The organism is Flagellimonas oceani (genome assembly GCF_011068285.1).
Lineage (GTDB): Bacteria > Bacteroidota > Bacteroidia > Flavobacteriales > Flavobacteriaceae > Flagellimonas > Flagellimonas oceani.
This window is the reverse complement of the sequence record NZ_CP049616.1, coordinates 277517-297523: the sequence shown is the minus strand read 5'-3', so window position 1 is coordinate 297523 and position 20007 is coordinate 277517. Positions and strand designations below refer to the sequence as shown.

Genomic DNA, 20007 nt, shown 5'->3' with positions numbered 1-20007 from the left:
CATGAAAAACATCACTGTTGGAATAAATGGCTTCGGCCGTATTGGCAGAACACTTTTCAGACTTTTGCTCGACCATCCGAACATCAATGTCGTAGCGATAAACGATCTGGCCAATGCCGAAACTTTGGCACATCTGCTAAAATATGATAGCATCCACGGGGCGTTGACCATTGATATCTCCCATAAAAACGGTCATATTATTGTTGATGGAAACGAAATACCCATAATCAATCACCATCATCCCAAAGAAATAGATTGGAAGTCCCACCGAGTGGATATTGTAGTGGAATCCACGGGGAAATTCAAAAAAAGGGAAGATTTGGACTTCCACCTTAAAAATGGGGCCAAAAAAGTGATTCTTTCCGTTCCACCGTTGGACGACTCTATCAAAATGGTGGTCATGGGCGTCAATGAAGGGATTGTCAATAGTGAGGACCAAATCATCTCTAACGCTTCCTGCACCACCAACAATGCAGCGCCAATGATCAAGGTCGTCAACGAGCTGTGCGGCATAGAACAAGCTTACATTACAACCATACATTCCTATACATCGGACCAAAGCCTCCACGACAGCCCGCACAGGGACCTTCGCAGGTCCAGAGCTGCCGGACAATCCATTATCCCCACCACTACCGGGGCTGCAAAGGCATTGACCAGTATTTTCCCCGCATTGTCAGATGTAATTGGCGGATGTGGTATCCGAGTGCCCGTACCCAATGGTTCGCTTACCGATATCACCTTTAATGTAATCCAGGAAACGTCCATTGAAGAAATAAATGCTACCTTTAAAAGGCAAGCGGAAAACAACCTTAAAGGAATTCTCAATTATACCGAAGACCCTATTGTTTCTATCGACATAAACAATAGTTGTTACTCTTGTACGTTTGATTCATTGATGACCTCCGTGATTGGCAAAATGGTGAAAATCATTGGGTGGTACGATAACGAGACTGGATATTGCTCCAGAATTATTGATTTAATAGTTTTGCTCATAAAGAAAAAATACGTTTGATCTCAACCTTGGCAAACAAAAGGACCGGCCTAAGATGGCTGTTTTTTCTGTGCATCATGTGCACACAAATCCTTTTTGCCCAAAATGACGGCAATTCCACGTCCAACATCAAAGCGATTTTTAATGATTTTATGAAATATCGCCACGAGAACAACGTGGACAAGGCCCTTGAAACGCTAAACCAAGCGGCCAATATTGCCGAAAGCAATGAAGATTCCAAGCTTTTGCTGGACACATACCATCAATATGCCAGGCTTTATTTGGAAGAAGGGGACCGGGAAACAGCCGTATTTTACTGGGACCGTGCAAGCATATTGTTAAAGGATACCTCATATTCCTTCGGGCAAGCCTTCCATTTATACCTGGACGCCGCACTTAGGTTCAATGAAGGAAACAACTTCCAAGCCCTTAAACAATTGGAAGAATCCAAAAAGCTCAGCAACAACAGGAACCTTACCAACAACATACTCCTGCAAGAGGCATACATCTATACCAATATAGAAAAGTACAACGATGCCATAAAAAATCTTCATGCACTCATTGTAAATTCCGACGATAAGGAACGTGCCTATTTGGCCACCAAGGCCAACCTGCAATTGGCAAATATCAGCGTAACCTTAAATGACCCCGAAGAAGGCATCATCCATTCCAAAGCTGCTTTGGAACTTGCCGAAAAACATGGTTTTTCCAAAGAAATCAAAAATGCTTACGAACAATTGTCGGGCATATATGAATCAAAACAAAATTACTCGGAATCCCTGTTTTACACCAAGGGACTGGCAAAAATAAAGGACTCCATATTCAATGTTGAAAAGGCCAAATTGGAAGCCAATACAGCAGACAAAATACGGTTCGACCACCAAATGAACGAGCTGAACAAGCTCCAGGCAAAAAACGAGGAATTGAGCGAATCGAAAAACCGTTCGGAGATCACCGCCATTTTAACCTCTGCCTTTTTGACCATAATCTCCCTTTTGGCGGTCTCCCTGTTCCGGAACAACCAAATAAAACTAAAGACAAACGACCTGCTCTACACCAAAAACAAAGAGCTGGAGGTGGCCAGGGATGCGGCCGTATCGGCCATGGAGGCCAAAACCAATTTCCTTTCCACCGTTACCCACGAATTGCGCACACCTTTGTACGCAGTAACAGGGCTTACGCATCTTTTATTGGAAGAAAACCCTTCCGAGCACCAAAAGGAACATTTAAAATCCTTGAAATTCTCCGGGGAATATCTTTTGAACTTTATCAACGATATTCTACAGATCAATAAAATCGATGCAGAAAAATTGGAGCCGCTCAGCATCGAGTTCAAATTGCACAAAGTGCTGGACGATGTAGTAGAATCGCTGCAACAAAATGCCCACGAGAAAAAAACAGAGCTTATACTGGATTACGACCCCACCATCCCTAAAAAATTGATGGGAGACCCCATAAAATTGTCCCAAATTTTCATGAACTTGGTCGGGAACGCCCTTAAGTTCACCAAAAACGGTAGGGTCGAGGTCATTGCCAAAATGCTCAGAAAGGAAGAGGACCAAGTAAAACTCTATTTTGAAGTAAGGGACAACGGAATCGGGATTTCGGAAGACCAACAACAGAACATTTTTGAAAGCTTTGAACAGGGATCTATCCAGATCAACAGGGAATATGGAGGCACAGGCCTTGGTTTGACCATTGTTAAAAGTCTTCTGGGACTATTTGGAAGTACCATTCACCTTGAGAGCGAACTCGGCCATGGAAGCTCCTTTTACTTTGAAATGGACCTGGATTACGAAAGCAAAGAAGGAGAGGATATTTCGTTCGAGCTCAATCTTGAAGAATTCCAATTTAAAGGATTGCACGTACTCGTGGTAGAGGACAACAAGATAAACCAGGTGATCACCAAAAAAATGCTCACCAAAAAAGAAATCACCTGCGACATTGCCAACAATGGCAACGAAGCCATTGACATGGCCAAGAACAACACCTACGATGCCATTTTAATGGACATACACATGCCCGGCATCAGTGGTGAAGAGGCCACAAGGCAAATACGAAAGTTTGACGAAGTTATCCCCATTATCGCCCTAACGGCCATTTCGTTGGATGATAGTTTGGACAGCTTTTACGAAGCAGGCTGCAACGATGTGGTCACCAAACCCTTTAAGCCAGAAGTGTTCTACCATAAAATCGGAGAAAATATCTTTAGGAGCAAAATGGAGGGGCCCGTCTAAAACAAGCCTTCAATGGCAAGTTTCAGCACTTTTTCATCCGTTGCTGAGAAACTATGGGCAATTTCCAAATAATACAGCTTGTCGACCCTACCTTTTAATCTTACGAAGTCTTTTTCCGTGGTCAGAATCAGTTCGAACCCTTTGAACTGTTCAATGTCCCTATCGGTGAAGTGATGATGGTCGCCAAACTCGAAATGCTTAAAACCAATTCCTGCCCCTTCCAAGTATTGAACCAAAGGTTTGGGCGAGGCAATGCCCGTGACCAAGGCCAGTTCTTTATCTTTTAAGTTGGATAATGAGATGTTGTCATCTTCTCCATCCGTTACAAAATCTTGATACTTTAAACTTGCAAACAAAACATTTTGATGTGCTTTTGGACCTAACTTGTCCACCACCTTGTGCTTTTCAATTTCATCCAATGATTCAGGGCATTTGGTCACAATGATCACATCGGCCCTTTTGGCCTCTTTTTTGGCATCACGAAGGTTTCCCGTGGGCAAATACCAATCATCCGCGTATAAATTTTGATATGTGGTCAACAAAATGGCATAAGTCGGTTTCACCTTTCTGTGCTGAAATGCATCGTCCAAGACAATCACCTCTGGCCTTACCATTGCTTCCAACCGCTCGATGCCGTTTCGCCTGTCCGCATCTACAGCAACGGCCACATCGGGAAATTTTTTATGGATTTGATAGGGCTCATCCCCCAACTCCAAAACAGTACTTTCAACATCGGCCAAATAAAACCCTTCCGATCTACGCTTATAGCCCCTGCTCAAAACTGCAGTCTTCCGATGCTCCAAAATCCGAAGCAAATATTCCGTCATCGGGGTCTTTCCAGTACCACCAACACTTAAGTTGCCCACACAAATGGTCGGTGTTTTGTACGATTTGGATGAAAAAATACCCACATCGAACAAGAAGTTTCGAACATAAACCACCAGGGCATAGACCAACGAAATGGGGAACGCTATTTTCCGAAGCAATTGAAGCATTGAACGAAAATATAATATTTTATCTTTAGGCCACTTAACATTTTTAAAATGACCGTTACCGAGATAGCAAAAGTGCTTGAAGAATTGGCGCCCCTGGCACACGCCGAGGATTTTGACAACGTGGGTCTGTTGGTGGGCGACCCCAAAATGAACGTTAAAGGTGTCTTGGTTACCTTGGACACGTTGGAAAATGTAGTGGACGAAGCCATTGAGAAAAAATGCAATCTGATCGTAAGCTTCCATCCCATCATTTTTAAAGGATTAAAAAGATTGACGGGAAGCAACTATGTTGAGCGTGTTGTGCTGAAGGCCATTGCCAATAACATTGCCATTTACAGTATGCACACTGCGCTGGACAACAGTAAAATGGGGGTGAATGCCAAAATTTGTGAGGTTTTGGGGCTGAAAAACCCCGAAATCCTGATTCCAAAGGCCAATAGCATCAAAAAACTGACCACCTACGCTCCTTTGGCCGATGCCGAAAGTATAAAATTGGCACTCTTTAAAGCCGGTGCCGGTGAAATTGGCAAATACAGTAATTGCAGCTACAGTTCGGAAGGCATTGGTAGCTTTAAGGCCGAGAGCGGTGCCAATCCATCTGTAGGAAAAGTTGGTGAGGTCCATTTTGAAAAAGAGGCACAAATCAATGTAATTTTCTCTTTTGAAAAGGAGAAAGGCATTTTAAAGGCACTTTTTGATGCCCATCCGTATGAGGAAATTGCCTATGAAATACTGACCTTGGAGAATACCAATCAGGATTTGGGCATGGGAATGATCGGCAATCTTGAAAATGAAATGGACGAAGAACAGTTTCTCCTTATGGCCAAGAAACGCATGGACGCCTCCGTGGTGAGGCACTCCAAACTATTGGGAAAAAGGGTAAACAAAGTCGCCGTATTAGGGGGTAGCGGGGCATTTGCCATTGGGGCCGCAAAGCGAGCCGGGGCCGATATTTTGGTAACCGCCGACCTGAAATACCATGATTTTTACCAAGCCGAAAACCAGTTGGTAATAGCCGATATGGGGCACTTTGAAACTGAGCAGTTTACAAAAGATTTATTGGTTGATTATCTTACGAAAAAAATTCCTAATTTTGCAGTCTCTTTATCGGAGAGTATAACGAATCCCATCAAGTATTTATAAAATATATGGCGAACAAGAAAGAAAGCACTGTAGAGGATAAATTGAGAGCATTGTACGATTTGCAGCTTATTGACTCTAGGGTGGATGAAATCCGCAACGTTAGAGGCGAATTGCCTTTGGAAGTACAGGACTTGGAAGACGAAGTCCTAGGTCTTAAAACCAGAATGGACAAATTGAAAACTGATGTTGAAACGGTCAACTTTGAGATCACTGCCAAGAAAAATCTTATCGATGAGTCCAAGGCGCTTATCAAAAAATATAGCGAACAGCAGAAAAATGTAAGGAACAGCCGCGAGTTCAATTCCCTGAGCAAAGAAGTGGAGTTCCAAGAGCTGGAAATTCAATTGGCCGAAAAGAACATTAAAGAGTTCAAAGCACAAATTGAGCAGAAAAAAGAAGTGATCGCCACCACCAAGGAAAAACTATCCGAACGTGAAAGCCACTTAAAGCACAAAAAAGGCGAACTGGACGCTATTCTTGCGGAAACAGAGAAAGAGGAAAAAGCCCTTTTGAAGAAATCCGAAGAATATGAGGAAAAAATTGAAGATCGCTTGGTGCAGGCCTACAAAAGAATTCGCCAAAATGTGAAAAACGGTTTGGCAGTCGTTCCAGTGGAGCGTGGCGCTTCCGGAGGTTCGTTCTTTACCATTCCCCCACAGGTACAGGTTGAGATTGCTTCCCGCAAAAAAATAATTACCGATGAGCACAGTGGAAGGATTTTGGTCGACCCACTTTTAGCTGAAGAGGAGCAAGAAAGAATGGAAAAACTTTTTGCAAAAATCTAAGCTCGCTTATCATATTAAATCTATAAAGCCACCTCTTTCGGGTGGCTTTTTTTATGAAGTTGTCATTAAAAAGTGAAAGTGAACGAAGCTAAAAGTGGTTTTTCCTTATATACAATTTGTTTCAAGAAATTTTTGCTGCGCTCAAAATCCAAGCTATGCCACCTCTTAATCTCTTAAAAGTTCCAGAATTTTGTTCTCCACTTCCTTGGAATCCCATTGCGACTCGATATTGGGTGTTTGCATTATTTGTTGCATAATGGCCTCCTGTCTATCACCGATTGCCAGTGCTTCGGCATAAGGTCTGTCCGAAAAAGTGACACGACTGTATACGGGCACCCACTTTTCCGGGTGTTTGCTTGCAAAGTGTTTTTCAATCTTCTTTTGCAACAGAAACTTTGGATCAGCTGTTTTACTGCTCATTTCCATAAAGTTCCTATAGCTGAGCTCTGCAATGGCATCTGCATTGGGTTTGCGTTCTTCCTGATATTCGGAAAAAATGGTTTCCCAGTTATCCCCGTGTTTTTCCATAAGTTGGTTGAGCACATAGATATCCTCAAAACCAGCGTTCATGCCCTGCCCATAAAAGGGAACGATGGCATGGGCCGAATCGCCCACTAGAGCCACTTTGTCCCAGTACGTCCAAGGGTAGCACTTCATGGTTACCATGGCACTTGTGGGGTGGTTGAAAAAGTCCTTGGTCAGGTCTTCGATATCTTTCCGCACGTTCGGGAAGTACTTTTTAAAGAATTCCCTGGCGTCATCCTCCGTTTTCATGCTCTCAAAAGAAATCTCGCCTTCAAAAGGCAAAAACAGCGTACAGGTAAAACTGCCATCAATATTGGGCATGGCAATGAGCATAAATTCCCCCCGCGGCCATATATGGAAGGAGTTCTTGTCCAATTTGTGCGTGCCATTCTCATTGGCAGGTATGGTAAGTTCCTTGTACCCGACATCGATAAAGTTTTGGGAATAATTGAACCTACTACGGCGTTGCATTTTATGGCGAACTCTTGAAAAAGCACCATCACAGCCAAAGATCAAGTCATACTGATACTCCTTCCATTCACTTTTTTCCGTATCGCCCGTATAGATTTTGGCATCTGGTAAATCAACGTCCCAAACCTTTTCATTAAATCGAAAAACAGCTCCCTCCTCCTCTGCCAAATCGATCATACGCTTGTTAAGAATTCCCCGCGAAATGGACCAAATGGCCTCACCATCCTTACCATATTTCTGAAAATACACGGGTTTATCGTTCACGTGCATGGCCCTTTTATCCAGTGGAATGGCAATCTCCTTGATTTTCTTACCGATACCGACCTCATCTAAGGAGCGCCAACCGCGGTTGCTCATGGCCAAGTTAATGGACCTCCCCGAAAACTTGATGGTCCTAATATCCGGTCTTCTATCAAAAACGGTAACCTGATGTCCAATTCTTCGAAGATATATTGCTAATAGGGAACCCACCAATCCGGAACCGATGATGGCTATATTTTTTGGAGTCTGTGCCATAAATGCCCCAATGGGCCTAATTCTGATTAAAGCAGTAAAAATAAGCATTTTGCTCGTTAAACCGATCCGGCAACCAGGTTTCACTTAACACAATTCATTTTTGTTTAATTTTTTATTATTTTTATTAAACAATAAATTGAATTGGTGCACAAGAAACCGTATTTGGCCACTAAAACATGTCCCATTTGTAAAAGACCCTTTGCTTGGAGAAAAAAGTGGGCGAAAGATTGGGAACAGGTCATTTATTGTAGTGAAAGATGCAGAAAAAATAAAAACAAGAATGAACACTAGCCTTATTTGGTTCGGGAACAACCTTCGGATTCATGATAACGAAGCGCTACATTTAGCGGGCCGGGCCGATAGATTGATAGCCGTTTATTTTTTTGACCCCAGACAATTCCAAATAGGGCCGTTTGGATTTAAAAAAACAGAACGTTTTCGGGCCAAATTCTTATTGGAATCGGTGCATCAATTAAAAACAAATCTCGAACAACACAACATTTCCTTATTGGTTTATCACGAAAAACCAGAGGACAGAATTCCCGAGTTGGTGGAACACTTCAACATCAGTCAAGTTTTTCTGCAAAATGAATGGACTTCCGAAGAGGCACATGTGATTCAAGAAACTCAAAAGCGCGTTTCTGAAACGGTCACTTTCCACAAAACCTTTGACCAGTTTCTTTTTCACCCCGAAGACATTCCTTTTGATTCCTATGAACAGATTCCACAGGTATTTACGGCTTTCCGTAAAAAATGCGAAAAACAAGCTCAAGTAAGACCATGCTTTGATAAACCAAGAGCATTCGGCATAGAAAATCGAGTGGAACCGACAACGGAGATACCTACATTGAAACAACTTGGCTTCTCCAATTTTGAAACGGACCCCAAATCGGCCTTTCCGTTTAAAGGAGGTGAGGACAATGCCTTAAACCGTATGCAGCACTATTTTTGGGACACCAAAAAGCTGGCTTATTATAAAAAAACAAGAAATGGACTGGTAGGTGCCGATTACAGCTCTAAATTCTCACCTTGGTTGGCCAATGGCAGTATTTCCGCCCGTACGATATATTGGGAAATAAAACGTTTTGAAAATGAGATCAAAAAGAATCAGGATACCTATTGGTTGATTTTTGAGCTTATTTGGCGGGACTATTTCAAATATGTTTCCCTAAAGCACGGTAACCAAATCTTTAAAATTGATGGTATTCTCCACAAAGCTTATGATTGGAACTCCAATGAAGCTGCCAAACACGACTGGATCAACGGAAATACGGATGACGATTTTGTAAATGCCAATATGATAGAGATTCAACAAACAGGCTGGATGAGCAACCGTGGCCGACAAAATGTAGCAAGTTATTGGTCCAAGCACCTTAAAGAGGATTGGCGCATTGGAGCTTCTTATTTTGAAGCGATGCTCATTGATTACGATGTGCACAGCAATTGGGGCAATTGGATGTACAACAGCGGCGTGGGCAACGACACTCGCAACAGAATTTTTAATACCAAAAGGCAGGCGGAGATGTACGACCCGAACAAAAAGTTCCAACGCCTTTGGCTGCAACCGACTTTATTTTGATTCATGAAAACACTTAGACTTATCCTTGGCGATCAGCTCAATCTTTCCCATAGCTGGTTAGATCAAGTGAATGACGACCATTTATACCTTATGGCCGAAATGCGGCAGGAAACGGATTATGTAAAACATCACATTCAAAAAGTAGTGGGGTTTTTCCAAGCCATGCGGAATTTTGCGAGTGAACTCGAAGACGAGGGGCATTATATAATCTACTTCAAAATTGGAGATAAAAACAATCCCCAGAAGTTACCCGAGCTTATAAAACAGACCATATCCGAGCACAAGATCAAAAAGTTTGAATACCAATTGCCGGACGAATACCGATTGGACCAACAGCTCCAAGAAATCTGCAGATCCATAGCCATTCCTTCCGAAGCTTTTGACACGGAACACTTTTACACCAGCAGGGATGAGCTGAAAAATCACTTTAAGGGCAAGAAACAACTATTGATGGAAAGTTTCTATAGGATGATGCGGAAGAAACACCATATTTTGATGGCAAACGACCAGCCCGAAGGCGGAAAATGGAACTTTGACCAGAGTAATCGAAAAAAATGGGACGGTTCTCCAAAAATTCCAAAGGAACTTTCCTTTAATAAAGATGTCAGTGACCTTTTGGAAGAAATCAAAAATGCGAAGGTGGTCACTTTTGGCAACATTGATGCAAACAATTTTCCCTGGCCCACAACATACGAAGAGTGCAAAGAGTTGTTGGACTTTTTCTGCTCCGATTTATTGAAACATTTTGGAGATTACCAAGATGCCTTGCATACCCGGGAAAAATACCTGTTCCATTCCCGATTGTCCTTCGGAATGAACAGTAAAATGCTTTCGCCCAAAGAAGTTATTGATACGGTGGTAGATTATTACCACGCCCATAAAGATGAAATAGACATTTCTCAGGTCGAGGGCTTTGTTCGTCAAATTCTGGGTTGGCGCGAATACATGCGCGGAGTGTATTGGAAAGAAATGCCCGGCTATGCCAAATTGAACAAATTGGACAACCACAACCCTCTCCCCGATTTCTTTTGGACGGGAAAAACAAAAATGAACTGTCTGCACAAAGCCATTACGCAAAGCTTGGACAATGCCTATGCCCATCACATCCAGCGATTAATGGTGATCGGTAATTATGCCCTGCTCTCCCAAATCGACCCCGACGAGGTGGATGCCTGGTATTTGGGCGTGTACATTGATGCCCTTGAATGGGTAGAGATTACCAACACCCGTGGTATGAGCCAATTTGCGGATGGGGGACTCGTAGCCACCAAACCCTATGTGAGCAGCGCGAATTACATCAATAAAATGGGCAATTATTGTAAGGAATGTGTTTATAGCCATACTGTGAAGTCAGGAGAGAACTCCTGTCCGTTCAATTCGCTGTACTGGAACTTTTTAGAAGCGAAGAAAGCGCATTTTAAGAACAACCAGCGCATGTCGATGATGTTGAGCTTGCTGGAAAAGAAAAACAAAGGGGAGCTGACCGAGTTGCAGGAAAGGGCAGAAAAAATCATACAAAATCCCGATGATTTTTGATTTTAACAATCCTTTAATATCCAGCGAAATCTTCGCCACCGTATATATCTTAAAATATCCCGCTTCGGCGTCTATATATAAAAAGTCCTTCACAATACGTTGCGAAGGACTTTTCACTTTTTAAAATGTTCTTGTTGCTCTATTTGAGGATCTCATCAACAATACCGTATTCCACCGATTCTTCGGCACTCATCCAGTAATCACGATCAAAATCTTTCATGACCTTATCATAGGACTGTCCGCAATTTTCCGATAGAATTTTAGCTCCCAGTTCCTTGGTCTTGATAATTTCCCTTGCCTGTATCTCAATGTTTGAAGCCTGTCCCCTTGCTCCGCCACTTGGTTGGTGGATCATGACACGGGCGTGAGGCTGGATAAACCTCCTACCTTTTTCCCCTACGGATAAAAGTATGGAACCCATAGAGGCCGCCAGACCGGAGCATACCGTGCTCACAGGGCTTTTTATCTGTTTAATGGTATCGTAAATGGCAAAACCGGAGGTTACGTAGCCTCCCGGGCTATTGATGATCAATTGAATCTCTTTGTTGTTCAACATATCCAAATACAGCAATCTGTCGATTACGTGCTTTGCAGAATCATCATCTACTTGGCCCCAAAGGAAGACTTTACGGTCTTCTAACAGTTTTTCTTGGATCAATTCCTGAACTTTTCCTTTTTTTGAACTCATTTTTTACGTGTTGTAAGACTTCAAAAATAATCAAATTCCAAGGAAGTTTCCCCACTTGTTCACCACAATGCCAAGATTACGATTTAATCTCCACTTTTTGCGACATTACATCTTTGATAGGAATCACATACTTACCGGTCCTTGTCTCCAACGTTAAACTATTGTTTTCTATGGATTTAATGGTTCCCTCATCACCGCCAATTACGATCCTATCCCCCACTACATAGGTTTTCCGGATATAAAATGCCCGAAGAATATCGGCCACTATCTCGCGAGAGCCCAGTCCAACACCCAAGGCAAAGGCCAAAAGAAAGGAGCCGAAAATCAAAGTAATATTATTGGTTATGATGGTGGTATCCACCCCTGCCTGGTTCAATGCGGTAATGGACATGAAAATGACTATTACATAAAAAAACAGGTTGCTCACAAGGTTGGACCCACCGAATTCGAACGAATCGAACAATCGTTTAATGGTTCTCTTCACAAAATTGCCAATGTAAAAACCAAGCATCAATAGGGCCAATGCACTAAAGAATCGAGGTAAATAGTGCAACAGATTGCCTATTTCCTGAGAAATGATCTTCCAATCCAGGATATCGGCGGCCACAATCAAAAAGACCAATATCAAAAACCACCGGACAAAGCCCAATATAATTTTTATAACATCCACTTCAAGATCACCCTTACCGGTCACATCCATGCCATTTATCTTATCGTTGAGCATATCCACCTTGGCCAATTTTAGGATTTTTCTCAAAAGAAATAGCAATATTTTTATGGTAATCCAACCTAATAATAAAATTACGATGGCCCCAAATATTTTGGGAAATGCCAATGCCATTTCTCTACCCATGCCCGAGAGTGAGTCAAGGGTCACGTTTTTCCATTCATTAATAGTCTCCATAGTTGTTGTTTTATTTATTGTGTTCAGTTTGTTGATTAGTTATCCCCAAGGGTTCGGAAAAGTTTACGCAAAGCATCTCCCAAATTGATAGAGAACAAAGAAGCCATGTCCATGATCAACTTTGCCGCGGCAATGTCGTTCATCACTTTTTGTTTCATTTCGGGCGGGGCCTCGTGCAAGGAGGCTTCCAGCTCTTTAAATGGGTTTTTGTGTTTCTTTGCCATCTATTCGAGGGTATTATAGATTTCCAATAGTCTTTCCTTGGCTCTTTTAAGCCGCATTTTGACCGCGCTCTCCCCTATATCCATTAAGTTCACAAGATCTTTGATACTGGCCCCATCTTGATATTTGAGCAACAAAATGGACCTGTCTTCTGCCGAGATGATCTCCAAACATTTTTTGAGCTTGTCGGCTTTCATCTCGAACAAGCTCTCATCGGGCACCTCTTCGGTAAGCTTATGTTCGGTTTTTTCAACTTGTACGGACTTGTCCCGTATTTTCAGTTGCTTGTTCCGATTGACATAATTGACACAAAAATTATAGGTAAAAGAATACAGCCAAGTAGAAAACTTCGATTTACCCTTAAAGGTCCGAAGTTTGATAAAAAGCTGGAGGAACACGTCCTGTGTTAGATCCTCCGCTTCGTCCGCAGATTTTGCGAATCCGTAACATTTGTTGTAGACCATTTTAACATAGCGGTCGTACAACAACCCAAACAACATGGGGTCGTTGTCCGCCACAATCTGCTTCACCAGTTCCTCATCAGAAAGATGTACGTGTAAGTCTTCCTTTTCCAAAAACGCTTTGTCGGGGTTACTTACAAGTATTAGAAACAGTTTTTTTAAAAAAGTCACTCCAGAAACAGATTTTTTTTGGTCAGGCTTTTTAAAATGGGGCGCAAATTAACAGATTTTCCTAGTATATTTGGTTAAAAACCAGATATGAAGACCAATTACCTCGTTGCACTGTTCGTTTTTATATTTTTTGTTGCCTGCAAAACAGAACCAAAAAAAACTGGAGAAACCGCTGAAACCACGGAACCCGAAAAAACGGTCCCCGAACTCATAGCCGAGGCGCATGGTTACGACAACTGGGCAGATGTAAAGGAAATCACTTTTACCTTTAACGTGGACAGGGATTCCATGCATTTTGAACGCAAATGGGCCTGGGAACCAAAAACAAATATGGTTACCGCTATTTCTGGAGCTGATACCCTAACTTATAATCGGGCGGATATGGACAGTATTGCCCTAAAGACCAATGGTGGATTCATCAACGACAGGTACTGGTTAATGGCCCCCTTTAATTTGATGTGGGACGCCAACAACTACACTTACGAACAGACGGCAGAGGCCACAGCACCCATCAGTAAGGAGCCCATGCAAAAGTTGACCATCGTATATGCCAATGAAGGCGGCTATACCCCAGGTGATGCATATGATTTCTATTTTAAGGATGATTTTATCGTTCGGGAGTGGGCGTACCGCAAATCCAATCAGGAAGAGCCCAACTTGGTGTCCACTTGGGAAGATTATGTTGATGTGGAAGGCCTGCAACTGGCCAAACAGCACAACCGTCCCGAAGGCGGTATGAGCCTCTATTTTACCGGGCTTTCCGTGAGTAAGGAATAATAGGCATATTTGATTTTGCGAGCATAGTTTGCTCACAAAAAATATTTTCAAAGTTCTCCCTAACGCTAAAAATGATGTTTTCCATCATTTAATTCCCTATTTCAGGTAAAGAACCTTTTGAAACAAAAGCTATAAATGAAACTGAAAAACCTAACCACCATCCCATTATTCTGTCTGGTAATCGTACATGTACAAGCACAGGATAATTGGCTCACCAAAAAACAAGTAACAGAAGATGTTGAATTTTTGACCAAAACATTAAATGAAAAGTCTTCCTATGCTTATCTGAACGGTTTTGATTTCAACAAGGACTTTGAAACCTATCTTACATCGTTAAAAGATTCCACACGACTTGAAAATTTTGGTTTGTTTATCACCAACACCTTGGCCAAAATCGGGGATAGACATTCAGCTTTAAATGGCATTAGAGGCTATAGTCTAAACGAGTCATTATTTTTACCGTTTGTTTACGCACCTGTAAACGATAAAGTTGTTGTCTTGAGTTATGATGAGGATAAAACATTGAAAATCCTAGACCCAAACTTCCCGTACCTTAAAAAAATTGATGGTCTCGAGTTAGATGAATTCTTGCAACAAACGAGGCCAGGAGACATTGAGGCTCCCAAAGAGACCTATTATACGCTGGCAGTCCGTGACATTAGGGATATTCAAAAAAATTACATCTTGCTGAACAAACCTCTGCCGAAAGAAGTCAAATTAACGCTTTCAAACGATTTATTCCAAAATGACACAACTTTAATCGTTCCTGTAATAGACAAATCAGAACGACAACGACCATGGGACGAAAAATTTGAAATAGACTATCTTTTTATTGAAGATGAGGACTTTAACCAACCAGAAATTATTGATGGGCTATTTAGTTTAGACGACAACATTGCATACATTAAACTACCGGAAATGGTAAGCAAAGATGAAGCCCCACTACTTTTTGAGAAAGTCAATTCATTTATGAAATCCATTCAAAACAATAGCGAAGCCCTTATTATCGATGTAAGGGCGAATAGTGGCGGAACACGGGATTTGCTCTATGAGTTTGCTAAATATTTGATACACCCCGACTCTATTCATATTGTAAACATAGTTAAACAAAGGGGTCCATTGCCATTGCCTAAAGATTATCAAGAAAGCCTGCACAGCCGATTTTTACACTCCTTTTCGGAATTGGACGACAGGGAACAGAAAAAGGTAACTGGGTTTCTGAAAAACTTCAAACCTATCTATGAATTGGATGAAACAAAGTACAGCGAATACTATTTTGGCATACTGAACGGAGAAAAATTGTCAGCAACTCAATTTTACTATAATAGGCCCGTCTACATTTTAGCCAACGAAAAAACATTTAGTGCGGCGTCTGTTTTTGTTTCCGCTTTTAAAGGAATTCCGAATATGAAAATTGTTGGGATTACAACGGATGGTTCTAGTGGGAATAGTGACTGGGTCGACCTCCCTAATTCAAAATTGTTCGGAAAAATCAGCACAATGGTCTCCTTTCAAAAAAATGGAAAGGTTTTGGACGGCTACGGAACAACACCAGATATAAAAATAGAAAGGGATATGAGCCAAGTGCTTTGGCGATCGGACACACAGCTTGAAGAATTAAAAGTCCTGATAAAGGAAAAATAACCGTTTTCTTTGTATGAAGTTGATATAGCCAAAAACTGATTATAAATCCAGATATTAAGCTGATCGCTTAGAAAAGCATTTGACAATTCGCGGAATATCAATCCATCCTGATATGGCAAATATAATTGATTTTACTTCCTCCTCCTTCGCAGGAAAAACGTAATCCCAAAAACCAAGAGGGCCATACACAGGAGCAAGATAAAACTATAATTAAGGGAGGCACTTTCGGCAATAAATCCTAGAATAACAGGCCCAAGCAAAAACCCTATATACCCGAACCCAGCTATAAAAGCAACGCCTTGGGAAGAATCCACTCCCTTAACATTGCCCCCGATACGGAACAGTTCGGGCACAATGACCGAAAAACCAAGCCCGTTGAATGCAAAGCCAATAATGGACCATGTGGTGTTTTGGGTTAAGACCAACACAAAACCTACCGCAGCAATAAGCGCACCCAATCCTACGATTCGTATGGGCCCGATTTTGGCACTAATGCCATCCCCTAGAAAGCGACCCAGTGTCATTGTGGTGGAAAATGCCAAAAATCCCGCGCCGATAAGTAGTTCCGGGGCCATGGTCATTTCCTTGAGGTAAAGCGCACTCCAATCAATAATGGCGCCTTCGCTACCAAAGGATACAAACCCGATTATGCCCAACAACAGCAATGGCTTGAACAATTTTAGGCTAAAAGGCTCCTTCTCCACAGGTGCGGCCACAACATAGATGTAATGTTTCTTCAGAAAAAAATTGATGAGAAAAACCAAAACTACGGTAATGCCCATGTGCAATACAGGGCTTCCGATCACCGGAATCAAAAAACTTCCCAAACCAACTATGATCCCGCCCAAACTAAAAAAGCCATGGGCCGCGGACATAAAATTTTGTTTGTCCTCCTTTTCAATTTCCGTGACCAAGGTATTGATGGCAATATCTATAAATCCATTACTGGCCCCAAAAAGGAAGAGCGCTGCCATCAGCAGATAATAATTCGGAGCCATCAGCGGCAACATCGCTGTTAGGGAGGCAAATATTACCCCGTACCATGACGACCGACCTACCCCTATTTTATTTATGATTTTTGAAGCCACTGGGAAAATGGCAAAAACCCCCACCGACAAACAAAATAGTGCAATGCCCAAATCGGCCTTGTTGATATCCAGTTTGTCCTTTACGGTCGGGATATAAATGGCCCAGGTACCAAACCAAATATTGATACTGGTAAAGACCCATGCCGCTCCAAAATACCTTGGATTGGACAGAATAAGCCAAAGGGATTTCATTTTTTGGTCGTGTTTAGTCGGTTAATTTAGTGCATTGGTTCTTACTTGCCCTGTATACCCGCTTTTAAGATTTGTCCAAAACGGTACATATCCTCGAACGAGCAGTACAATGGAGCCGGTGCCAATCGGATAACATTCGGTTCCCTCCAATCGGTGATTACACCTTTTTTCATTAAATAGTCAAAGATGGCCTTGCCCTCGCCGTGCAAAAACACGGAAAGTTGACATCCTCTAGCTTTGGGAGTTATTATTTCGAAAGTACTGTCCACTTCTTCATCAATTTCATGCAGTACAAACTCCAAGTAGGCCACAATGGTCTTTTGTTTTTTGATAAGGGCATCCATGCCCACTTCATCAAATAGTTCCAGAGAGGCCAAATAGGGTGCTATGGATAAAATAGGGGGATTGCTCAGTTGCCATGCATCGGCGGTTTCGATAGGGTCGAACTCCGGCTTCATTAAAAAACGTGTCTCTTTTTTGGTTCCCCACCAGCCTTCAAAACGGGGGATGTCCTCTTTGCCCAAGTGTTTTTCGTGCACAAAGATTCCGGATGCGTTACCTGGCCCACTGTTCATATATTTATAACTGCACCAAGCGGCGAAATCGGCATCCCAATCATGGAGGTTCAATTTGATGTTTCCTACGCCATGGGCCAAATCCCAACCTACATAAGCTCCGACACCCTTACCTGCTCTGGTAATGGTCTCCATATCCAGCACTTGGCCGTTATAGTAATTAACGCCGCCCATCAACACTAGGGCAAGCTCATCCCCTACCTCATTTATTTTTTGGATGATGTCCTCCGTGCGCCACGCATGCTCACCATCACGTTTTTTTACTTCTACGATGGTATCCTCAGGGTTCAATCCGTGATAACGCACCTGACTTTGTAGCATATATTGGTCGGATGGAAATGCTTTTTCCTCGCAAATGATCTTGAATCTCTTTTCGGTGGGTCGGTAAAAGGACACCATCAACAAATGAAGGTTTACGGTAAGCGTGTTCATCACCGAAATTTCCTTTGGATTGGCACCGACCACTTTGCCCAGACCTTCGGCCAATCTTTCGTGGTAGTCCCACCAAGGCTTATCGGCATAAAAATGACCTTCCACGGCAAGTTCTCGCCAATCCTTCATTACCTCATCAACGAATTTTTGGGTCCGTTTGGGTTGGAGGCCAAGCGAATTCCCCGTAAAATAGATCACGTCTTTTCCGTTGACCTGTGGATAGTGGAATTCATTTCTGTAGGAAGCCAATGCATCGGACGCATCTAACTTTTTGGCAAATTCAAGCGTATTCTCGAACGTCATTTTCATTTGGTTTTCATCAAAAATACGATTTGTGGAAGTAATGTGATGAAAAGAAAATTATGTCAACCGCATTTCGATGATATGCTTTTTAAAACCTACTTTTTCATAGGCCTTGATGGCAGGTAGATTGTCGTTGTACACCGTTAATTTAATTTCCTTAAAACCTTCTTGTTGAGACCAATTTTTAAGTTCTTCGACAATTTGTGCATTGATGCCCATCCCACGAAAATCCTCGTCGGTGTACATAAAACCCAAGTATGCATAAAACTCATGGTCCAAATAATGCCTGGCTTTCTTGATAATGGCGTAACCCGAAGCCACTATGTTATCATCAACTTCGGCGACCACTACATGGGCTTTTGGGTCTTTAATCATCGCAGCGATGTCGTAATAGCTGATGGGGCCATCTTTTATGGTAACATCAAAAGGGCGTTCCGCCTTTATGATTTCCTGTTCAAAATTGAGCAGCAAGGGCAAGTCGTCCAAAGTGGCAGTCCGTATGTTTACCTTTGGTAGCGTCATGAGGTTGTTTTGTTTTATGAAGCCTTCAATGTAGTTCTTTTCTATATTTTTGCGAAAAATATATCCATGCATTTCCTATCGCCCATTTTGGAGAGTTACATTGCCAACAGTTCTCAGGACGAGCCCAAATTACTCCAGGAACTCACCCGTGAAACACACTTAAAAGTGGTGCAGCCCCGAATGATCACCGGGCATTTTCAGGGCAGGGTGTTGGGCATGTTGTCCAAAATCATCAGCCCCAAGTACATTTTGGAAATTGGCACGTATACGGGCTATTCTGCCTTGTGTTTGGCGGAAGGGCTTCAAAAAGATGGGGAACTCCACACTATTGAGGTAAATGAGGAACTACACGATATGCAGCGAAGGTATTTTGACAAAAGTGGGTTTGGACCGCAAATCAAACAACATATAGGTGATGCTCTAACTATTGTGCCCAAACTGGAACAAACCTTCGACCTGGTTTTTATTGATGCGCAAAAAGTAAACTATGATGCCTATTTTGAGGCGGTGATTCAAAAAACCAGACCGGGCGGCGTAATTCTTTCGGACAATGTGCTTTGGTCGGGAAAAGTAGTGGAACCTTTAGAGCGTTCCGACAAGGCCACTGCTGCGTTGCTGGAATACAATCATAAATTAAAAGCAGACCCAAGGGTAGAAACGGTATTGTTGCCCATTAGGGACGGACTGACGTTGAGTAGGGTACTATAAAACGTTGATAGAGCCAATAGAAAAGTAATCCCGATAATATTCCGACCACTGTTCCCACTATAATATCCACAGGAAAATGTACGCCCACATAAATGCGGCTCATGGCAAAAAGGATGGGCCATATAAAAAAGAGCACTGCCCATTTTACCTTATGCCGTAAAAAAAGGAATACCAAAGTGGTAATGGAAAAGGAGCTGGAGGCATGGCCCGAAAAAAAGCTATAGTCCGTTGGGCTTTTTAGAATACGGATCAGCGTATTGATCTCTTCTGTATTGTTCGGGCGTAACCTTGCCACCGAAATTTTGGTGATATGGGTAATGGCCGTGATAAAAACCACCAATCCCAAAACTGTCAAAAACTTATATAGTGCCTCTGTTCTTGAAAATTTAAGGTAAAAAAGAGCCAGAAAAAGGATAAACAGGGGTATCCAAGTGGTAATATTGGTAACGGTGGACCAAAAAACATCGTAATCCTCTATGCCCAGACCATTGAGATAAACAAAAGTGTCCCTATCCCATTTGAGCAATTTTTCCAACATAAGG

At 42.2% G+C, this 20007-nt stretch carries 20 protein-coding genes; 10 read left to right on the top strand and 10 right to left on the bottom strand.

What is annotated here, in order from left to right:
- The first annotated feature begins 1 nt into the window (after nucleotide 1).
- Together gap and GVT53_RS01345 are read left to right on the top strand one after the other, a co-directional pair.
- On the top strand, nucleotides 2-1012 hold the full coding sequence (gene gap, locus GVT53_RS01350) for a type I glyceraldehyde-3-phosphate dehydrogenase (protein ID WP_166247072.1): 1011 nt from the start codon (nucleotides 2-4) through the stop codon (nucleotides 1010-1012).
- A gap of 56 nt (nucleotides 1013-1068) precedes the next feature.
- Nucleotides 1069-3228 carry a tetratricopeptide repeat-containing hybrid sensor histidine kinase/response regulator gene (locus GVT53_RS01345; RefSeq protein ID WP_166247071.1) on the top strand — a complete coding sequence of 720 codons (2160 nt, stop codon included), beginning with the start codon at nucleotides 1069-1071 and terminating at the stop codon, nucleotides 3226-3228.
- On the opposite strand, the gene lpxK is transcribed toward GVT53_RS01345, so the two are convergent.
- Nucleotides 3225-4223 carry a tetraacyldisaccharide 4'-kinase gene (gene lpxK, locus GVT53_RS01340; RefSeq protein WP_166247070.1) on the bottom strand — a complete coding sequence of 333 codons (999 nt, stop codon included), beginning with the start codon at nucleotides 4221-4223 and terminating at the stop codon, nucleotides 3225-3227. The two genes, GVT53_RS01345 and lpxK, sit on opposite strands and share 4 nt — an antisense overlap.
- Nucleotides 4224-4271: 48 nt before the next feature.
- Here lpxK and GVT53_RS01335 point away from each other — a divergent pair, with 48 nt between their 5' ends.
- Nucleotides 4272-5366 carry a Nif3-like dinuclear metal center hexameric protein gene (locus GVT53_RS01335; protein WP_166247069.1) on the top strand — a complete coding sequence of 365 codons (1095 nt, stop codon included), beginning with the start codon at nucleotides 4272-4274 and terminating at the stop codon, nucleotides 5364-5366.
- 5 nt (nucleotides 5367-5371) lie between these two features.
- Nucleotides 5372-6151 carry a zinc ribbon domain-containing protein gene (locus GVT53_RS01330; protein WP_166247068.1) on the top strand — a complete coding sequence of 260 codons (780 nt, stop codon included), beginning with the start codon at nucleotides 5372-5374 and terminating at the stop codon, nucleotides 6149-6151.
- A gap of 165 nt (nucleotides 6152-6316) precedes the next feature.
- Here the strand turns inward: GVT53_RS01330 and GVT53_RS01325 are convergent, their stop codons facing one another.
- Nucleotides 6317-7663, bottom strand: coding sequence for an FAD-dependent oxidoreductase (locus tag GVT53_RS01325; protein ID WP_166250387.1), 1347 nt, complete (start codon nucleotides 7661-7663; stop codon nucleotides 6317-6319).
- Nucleotides 7664-7804: 141 nt separating this feature from the next.
- Here GVT53_RS01325 and GVT53_RS01320 point away from each other — a divergent pair, with 141 nt between their 5' ends.
- From GVT53_RS01320 to GVT53_RS20900, 3 genes are read left to right on the top strand one after another with little or no spacing between them, the layout of a single operon-like run.
- A complete protein-coding gene (locus GVT53_RS01320; protein WP_166247067.1) occupies nucleotides 7805-7954 on the top strand; it encodes a DUF2256 domain-containing protein in 150 nt (49 codons plus the stop codon).
- Nucleotides 7944-9242 carry a DASH family cryptochrome gene (locus GVT53_RS20905; RefSeq protein ID WP_205791842.1) on the top strand — a complete coding sequence of 433 codons (1299 nt, stop codon included), beginning with the start codon at nucleotides 7944-7946 and terminating at the stop codon, nucleotides 9240-9242. Before GVT53_RS01320 ends, GVT53_RS20905 begins: the two co-directional genes overlap by 11 nt.
- 3 nt (nucleotides 9243-9245) lie before the next feature.
- A complete protein-coding gene (locus tag GVT53_RS20900) occupies nucleotides 9246-10778 on the top strand; it encodes a cryptochrome/photolyase family protein (RefSeq protein WP_205791834.1) in 1533 nt (510 codons plus the stop codon).
- Between the two features lie 139 nt (nucleotides 10779-10917).
- On the opposite strand, the gene GVT53_RS01310 is transcribed toward GVT53_RS20900, so the two are convergent.
- From GVT53_RS01310 to GVT53_RS01295, 4 genes are all read right to left on the bottom strand, one after another.
- Nucleotides 10918-11466, bottom strand: a complete 549-nt coding sequence (locus GVT53_RS01310; protein WP_166247066.1) for a ClpP family protease — start codon at nucleotides 11464-11466, stop codon at nucleotides 10918-10920.
- Between the two features lie 76 nt (nucleotides 11467-11542).
- Nucleotides 11543-12370 (bottom strand): mechanosensitive ion channel family protein, encoded by an 828-nt coding sequence (locus tag GVT53_RS01305; protein ID WP_166247065.1) that lies wholly within the window; start codon nucleotides 12368-12370, stop codon nucleotides 11543-11545.
- A gap of 35 nt (nucleotides 12371-12405) precedes the next feature.
- A complete protein-coding gene (locus GVT53_RS01300; RefSeq protein WP_166247064.1) occupies nucleotides 12406-12594 on the bottom strand; it encodes a hypothetical protein in 189 nt (62 codons plus the stop codon).
- Complete coding sequence (locus tag GVT53_RS01295) at nucleotides 12595-13224, bottom strand: RNA polymerase sigma factor (protein WP_166247063.1); 630 nt, start codon at nucleotides 13222-13224, stop codon at nucleotides 12595-12597.
- A gap of 87 nt (nucleotides 13225-13311) precedes the next feature.
- On the opposite strand from GVT53_RS01295, the gene GVT53_RS01290 reads away from it, so the two are divergent.
- The gene (locus tag GVT53_RS01290) at nucleotides 13312-14001 is read left to right on the top strand and encodes a hypothetical protein (RefSeq protein ID WP_166247062.1); all 690 of its coding nucleotides are present in this window, start codon (nucleotides 13312-13314) and stop codon (nucleotides 13999-14001) included.
- Between the two features lie 135 nt (nucleotides 14002-14136).
- Nucleotides 14137-15645, top strand: a complete 1509-nt coding sequence (locus tag GVT53_RS01285; RefSeq protein WP_166247061.1) for a S41 family peptidase — start codon at nucleotides 14137-14139, stop codon at nucleotides 15643-15645.
- A gap of 131 nt (nucleotides 15646-15776) precedes the next feature.
- On the opposite strand, the gene GVT53_RS01280 is transcribed toward GVT53_RS01285, so the two are convergent.
- Genes GVT53_RS01280 through GVT53_RS01270 form a run of 3 tightly spaced genes read right to left on the bottom strand, consistent with a single transcriptional unit; the run spans nucleotide 15777 to nucleotide 18757 of the window.
- Nucleotides 15777-16925: an MFS transporter gene (locus GVT53_RS01280; RefSeq protein ID WP_166247060.1), complete on the bottom strand. Its 1149-nt coding sequence runs from the start codon at nucleotides 16923-16925 to the stop codon at nucleotides 15777-15779.
- Nucleotides 16926-16966: 41 nt separating this feature from the next.
- On the bottom strand, nucleotides 16967-18235 hold the full coding sequence (gene kynU / locus GVT53_RS01275; RefSeq protein WP_166250386.1) for a kynureninase: 1269 nt from the start codon (nucleotides 18233-18235) through the stop codon (nucleotides 16967-16969).
- A gap of 57 nt (nucleotides 18236-18292) precedes the next feature.
- Nucleotides 18293-18757 (bottom strand): GNAT family N-acetyltransferase, encoded by a 465-nt coding sequence (locus tag GVT53_RS01270; protein WP_166247059.1) that lies wholly within the window; start codon nucleotides 18755-18757, stop codon nucleotides 18293-18295.
- A 66-nt stretch (nucleotides 18758-18823) separates the two neighbouring features.
- Between GVT53_RS01270 and GVT53_RS01265 the strand changes: the two genes are divergently transcribed.
- Nucleotides 18824-19465 carry an O-methyltransferase gene (locus GVT53_RS01265; protein WP_166247058.1) on the top strand — a complete coding sequence of 214 codons (642 nt, stop codon included), beginning with the start codon at nucleotides 18824-18826 and terminating at the stop codon, nucleotides 19463-19465.
- On the opposite strand, the gene GVT53_RS01260 is transcribed toward GVT53_RS01265, so the two are convergent.
- A complete protein-coding gene (locus tag GVT53_RS01260) occupies nucleotides 19431-20003 on the bottom strand; it encodes a phosphatase PAP2 family protein (protein ID WP_166247057.1) in 573 nt (190 codons plus the stop codon). The genes GVT53_RS01265 and GVT53_RS01260 overlap by 35 nt on opposite strands.
- Between the last annotated feature and the right edge of the window lie 4 nt (nucleotides 20004-20007).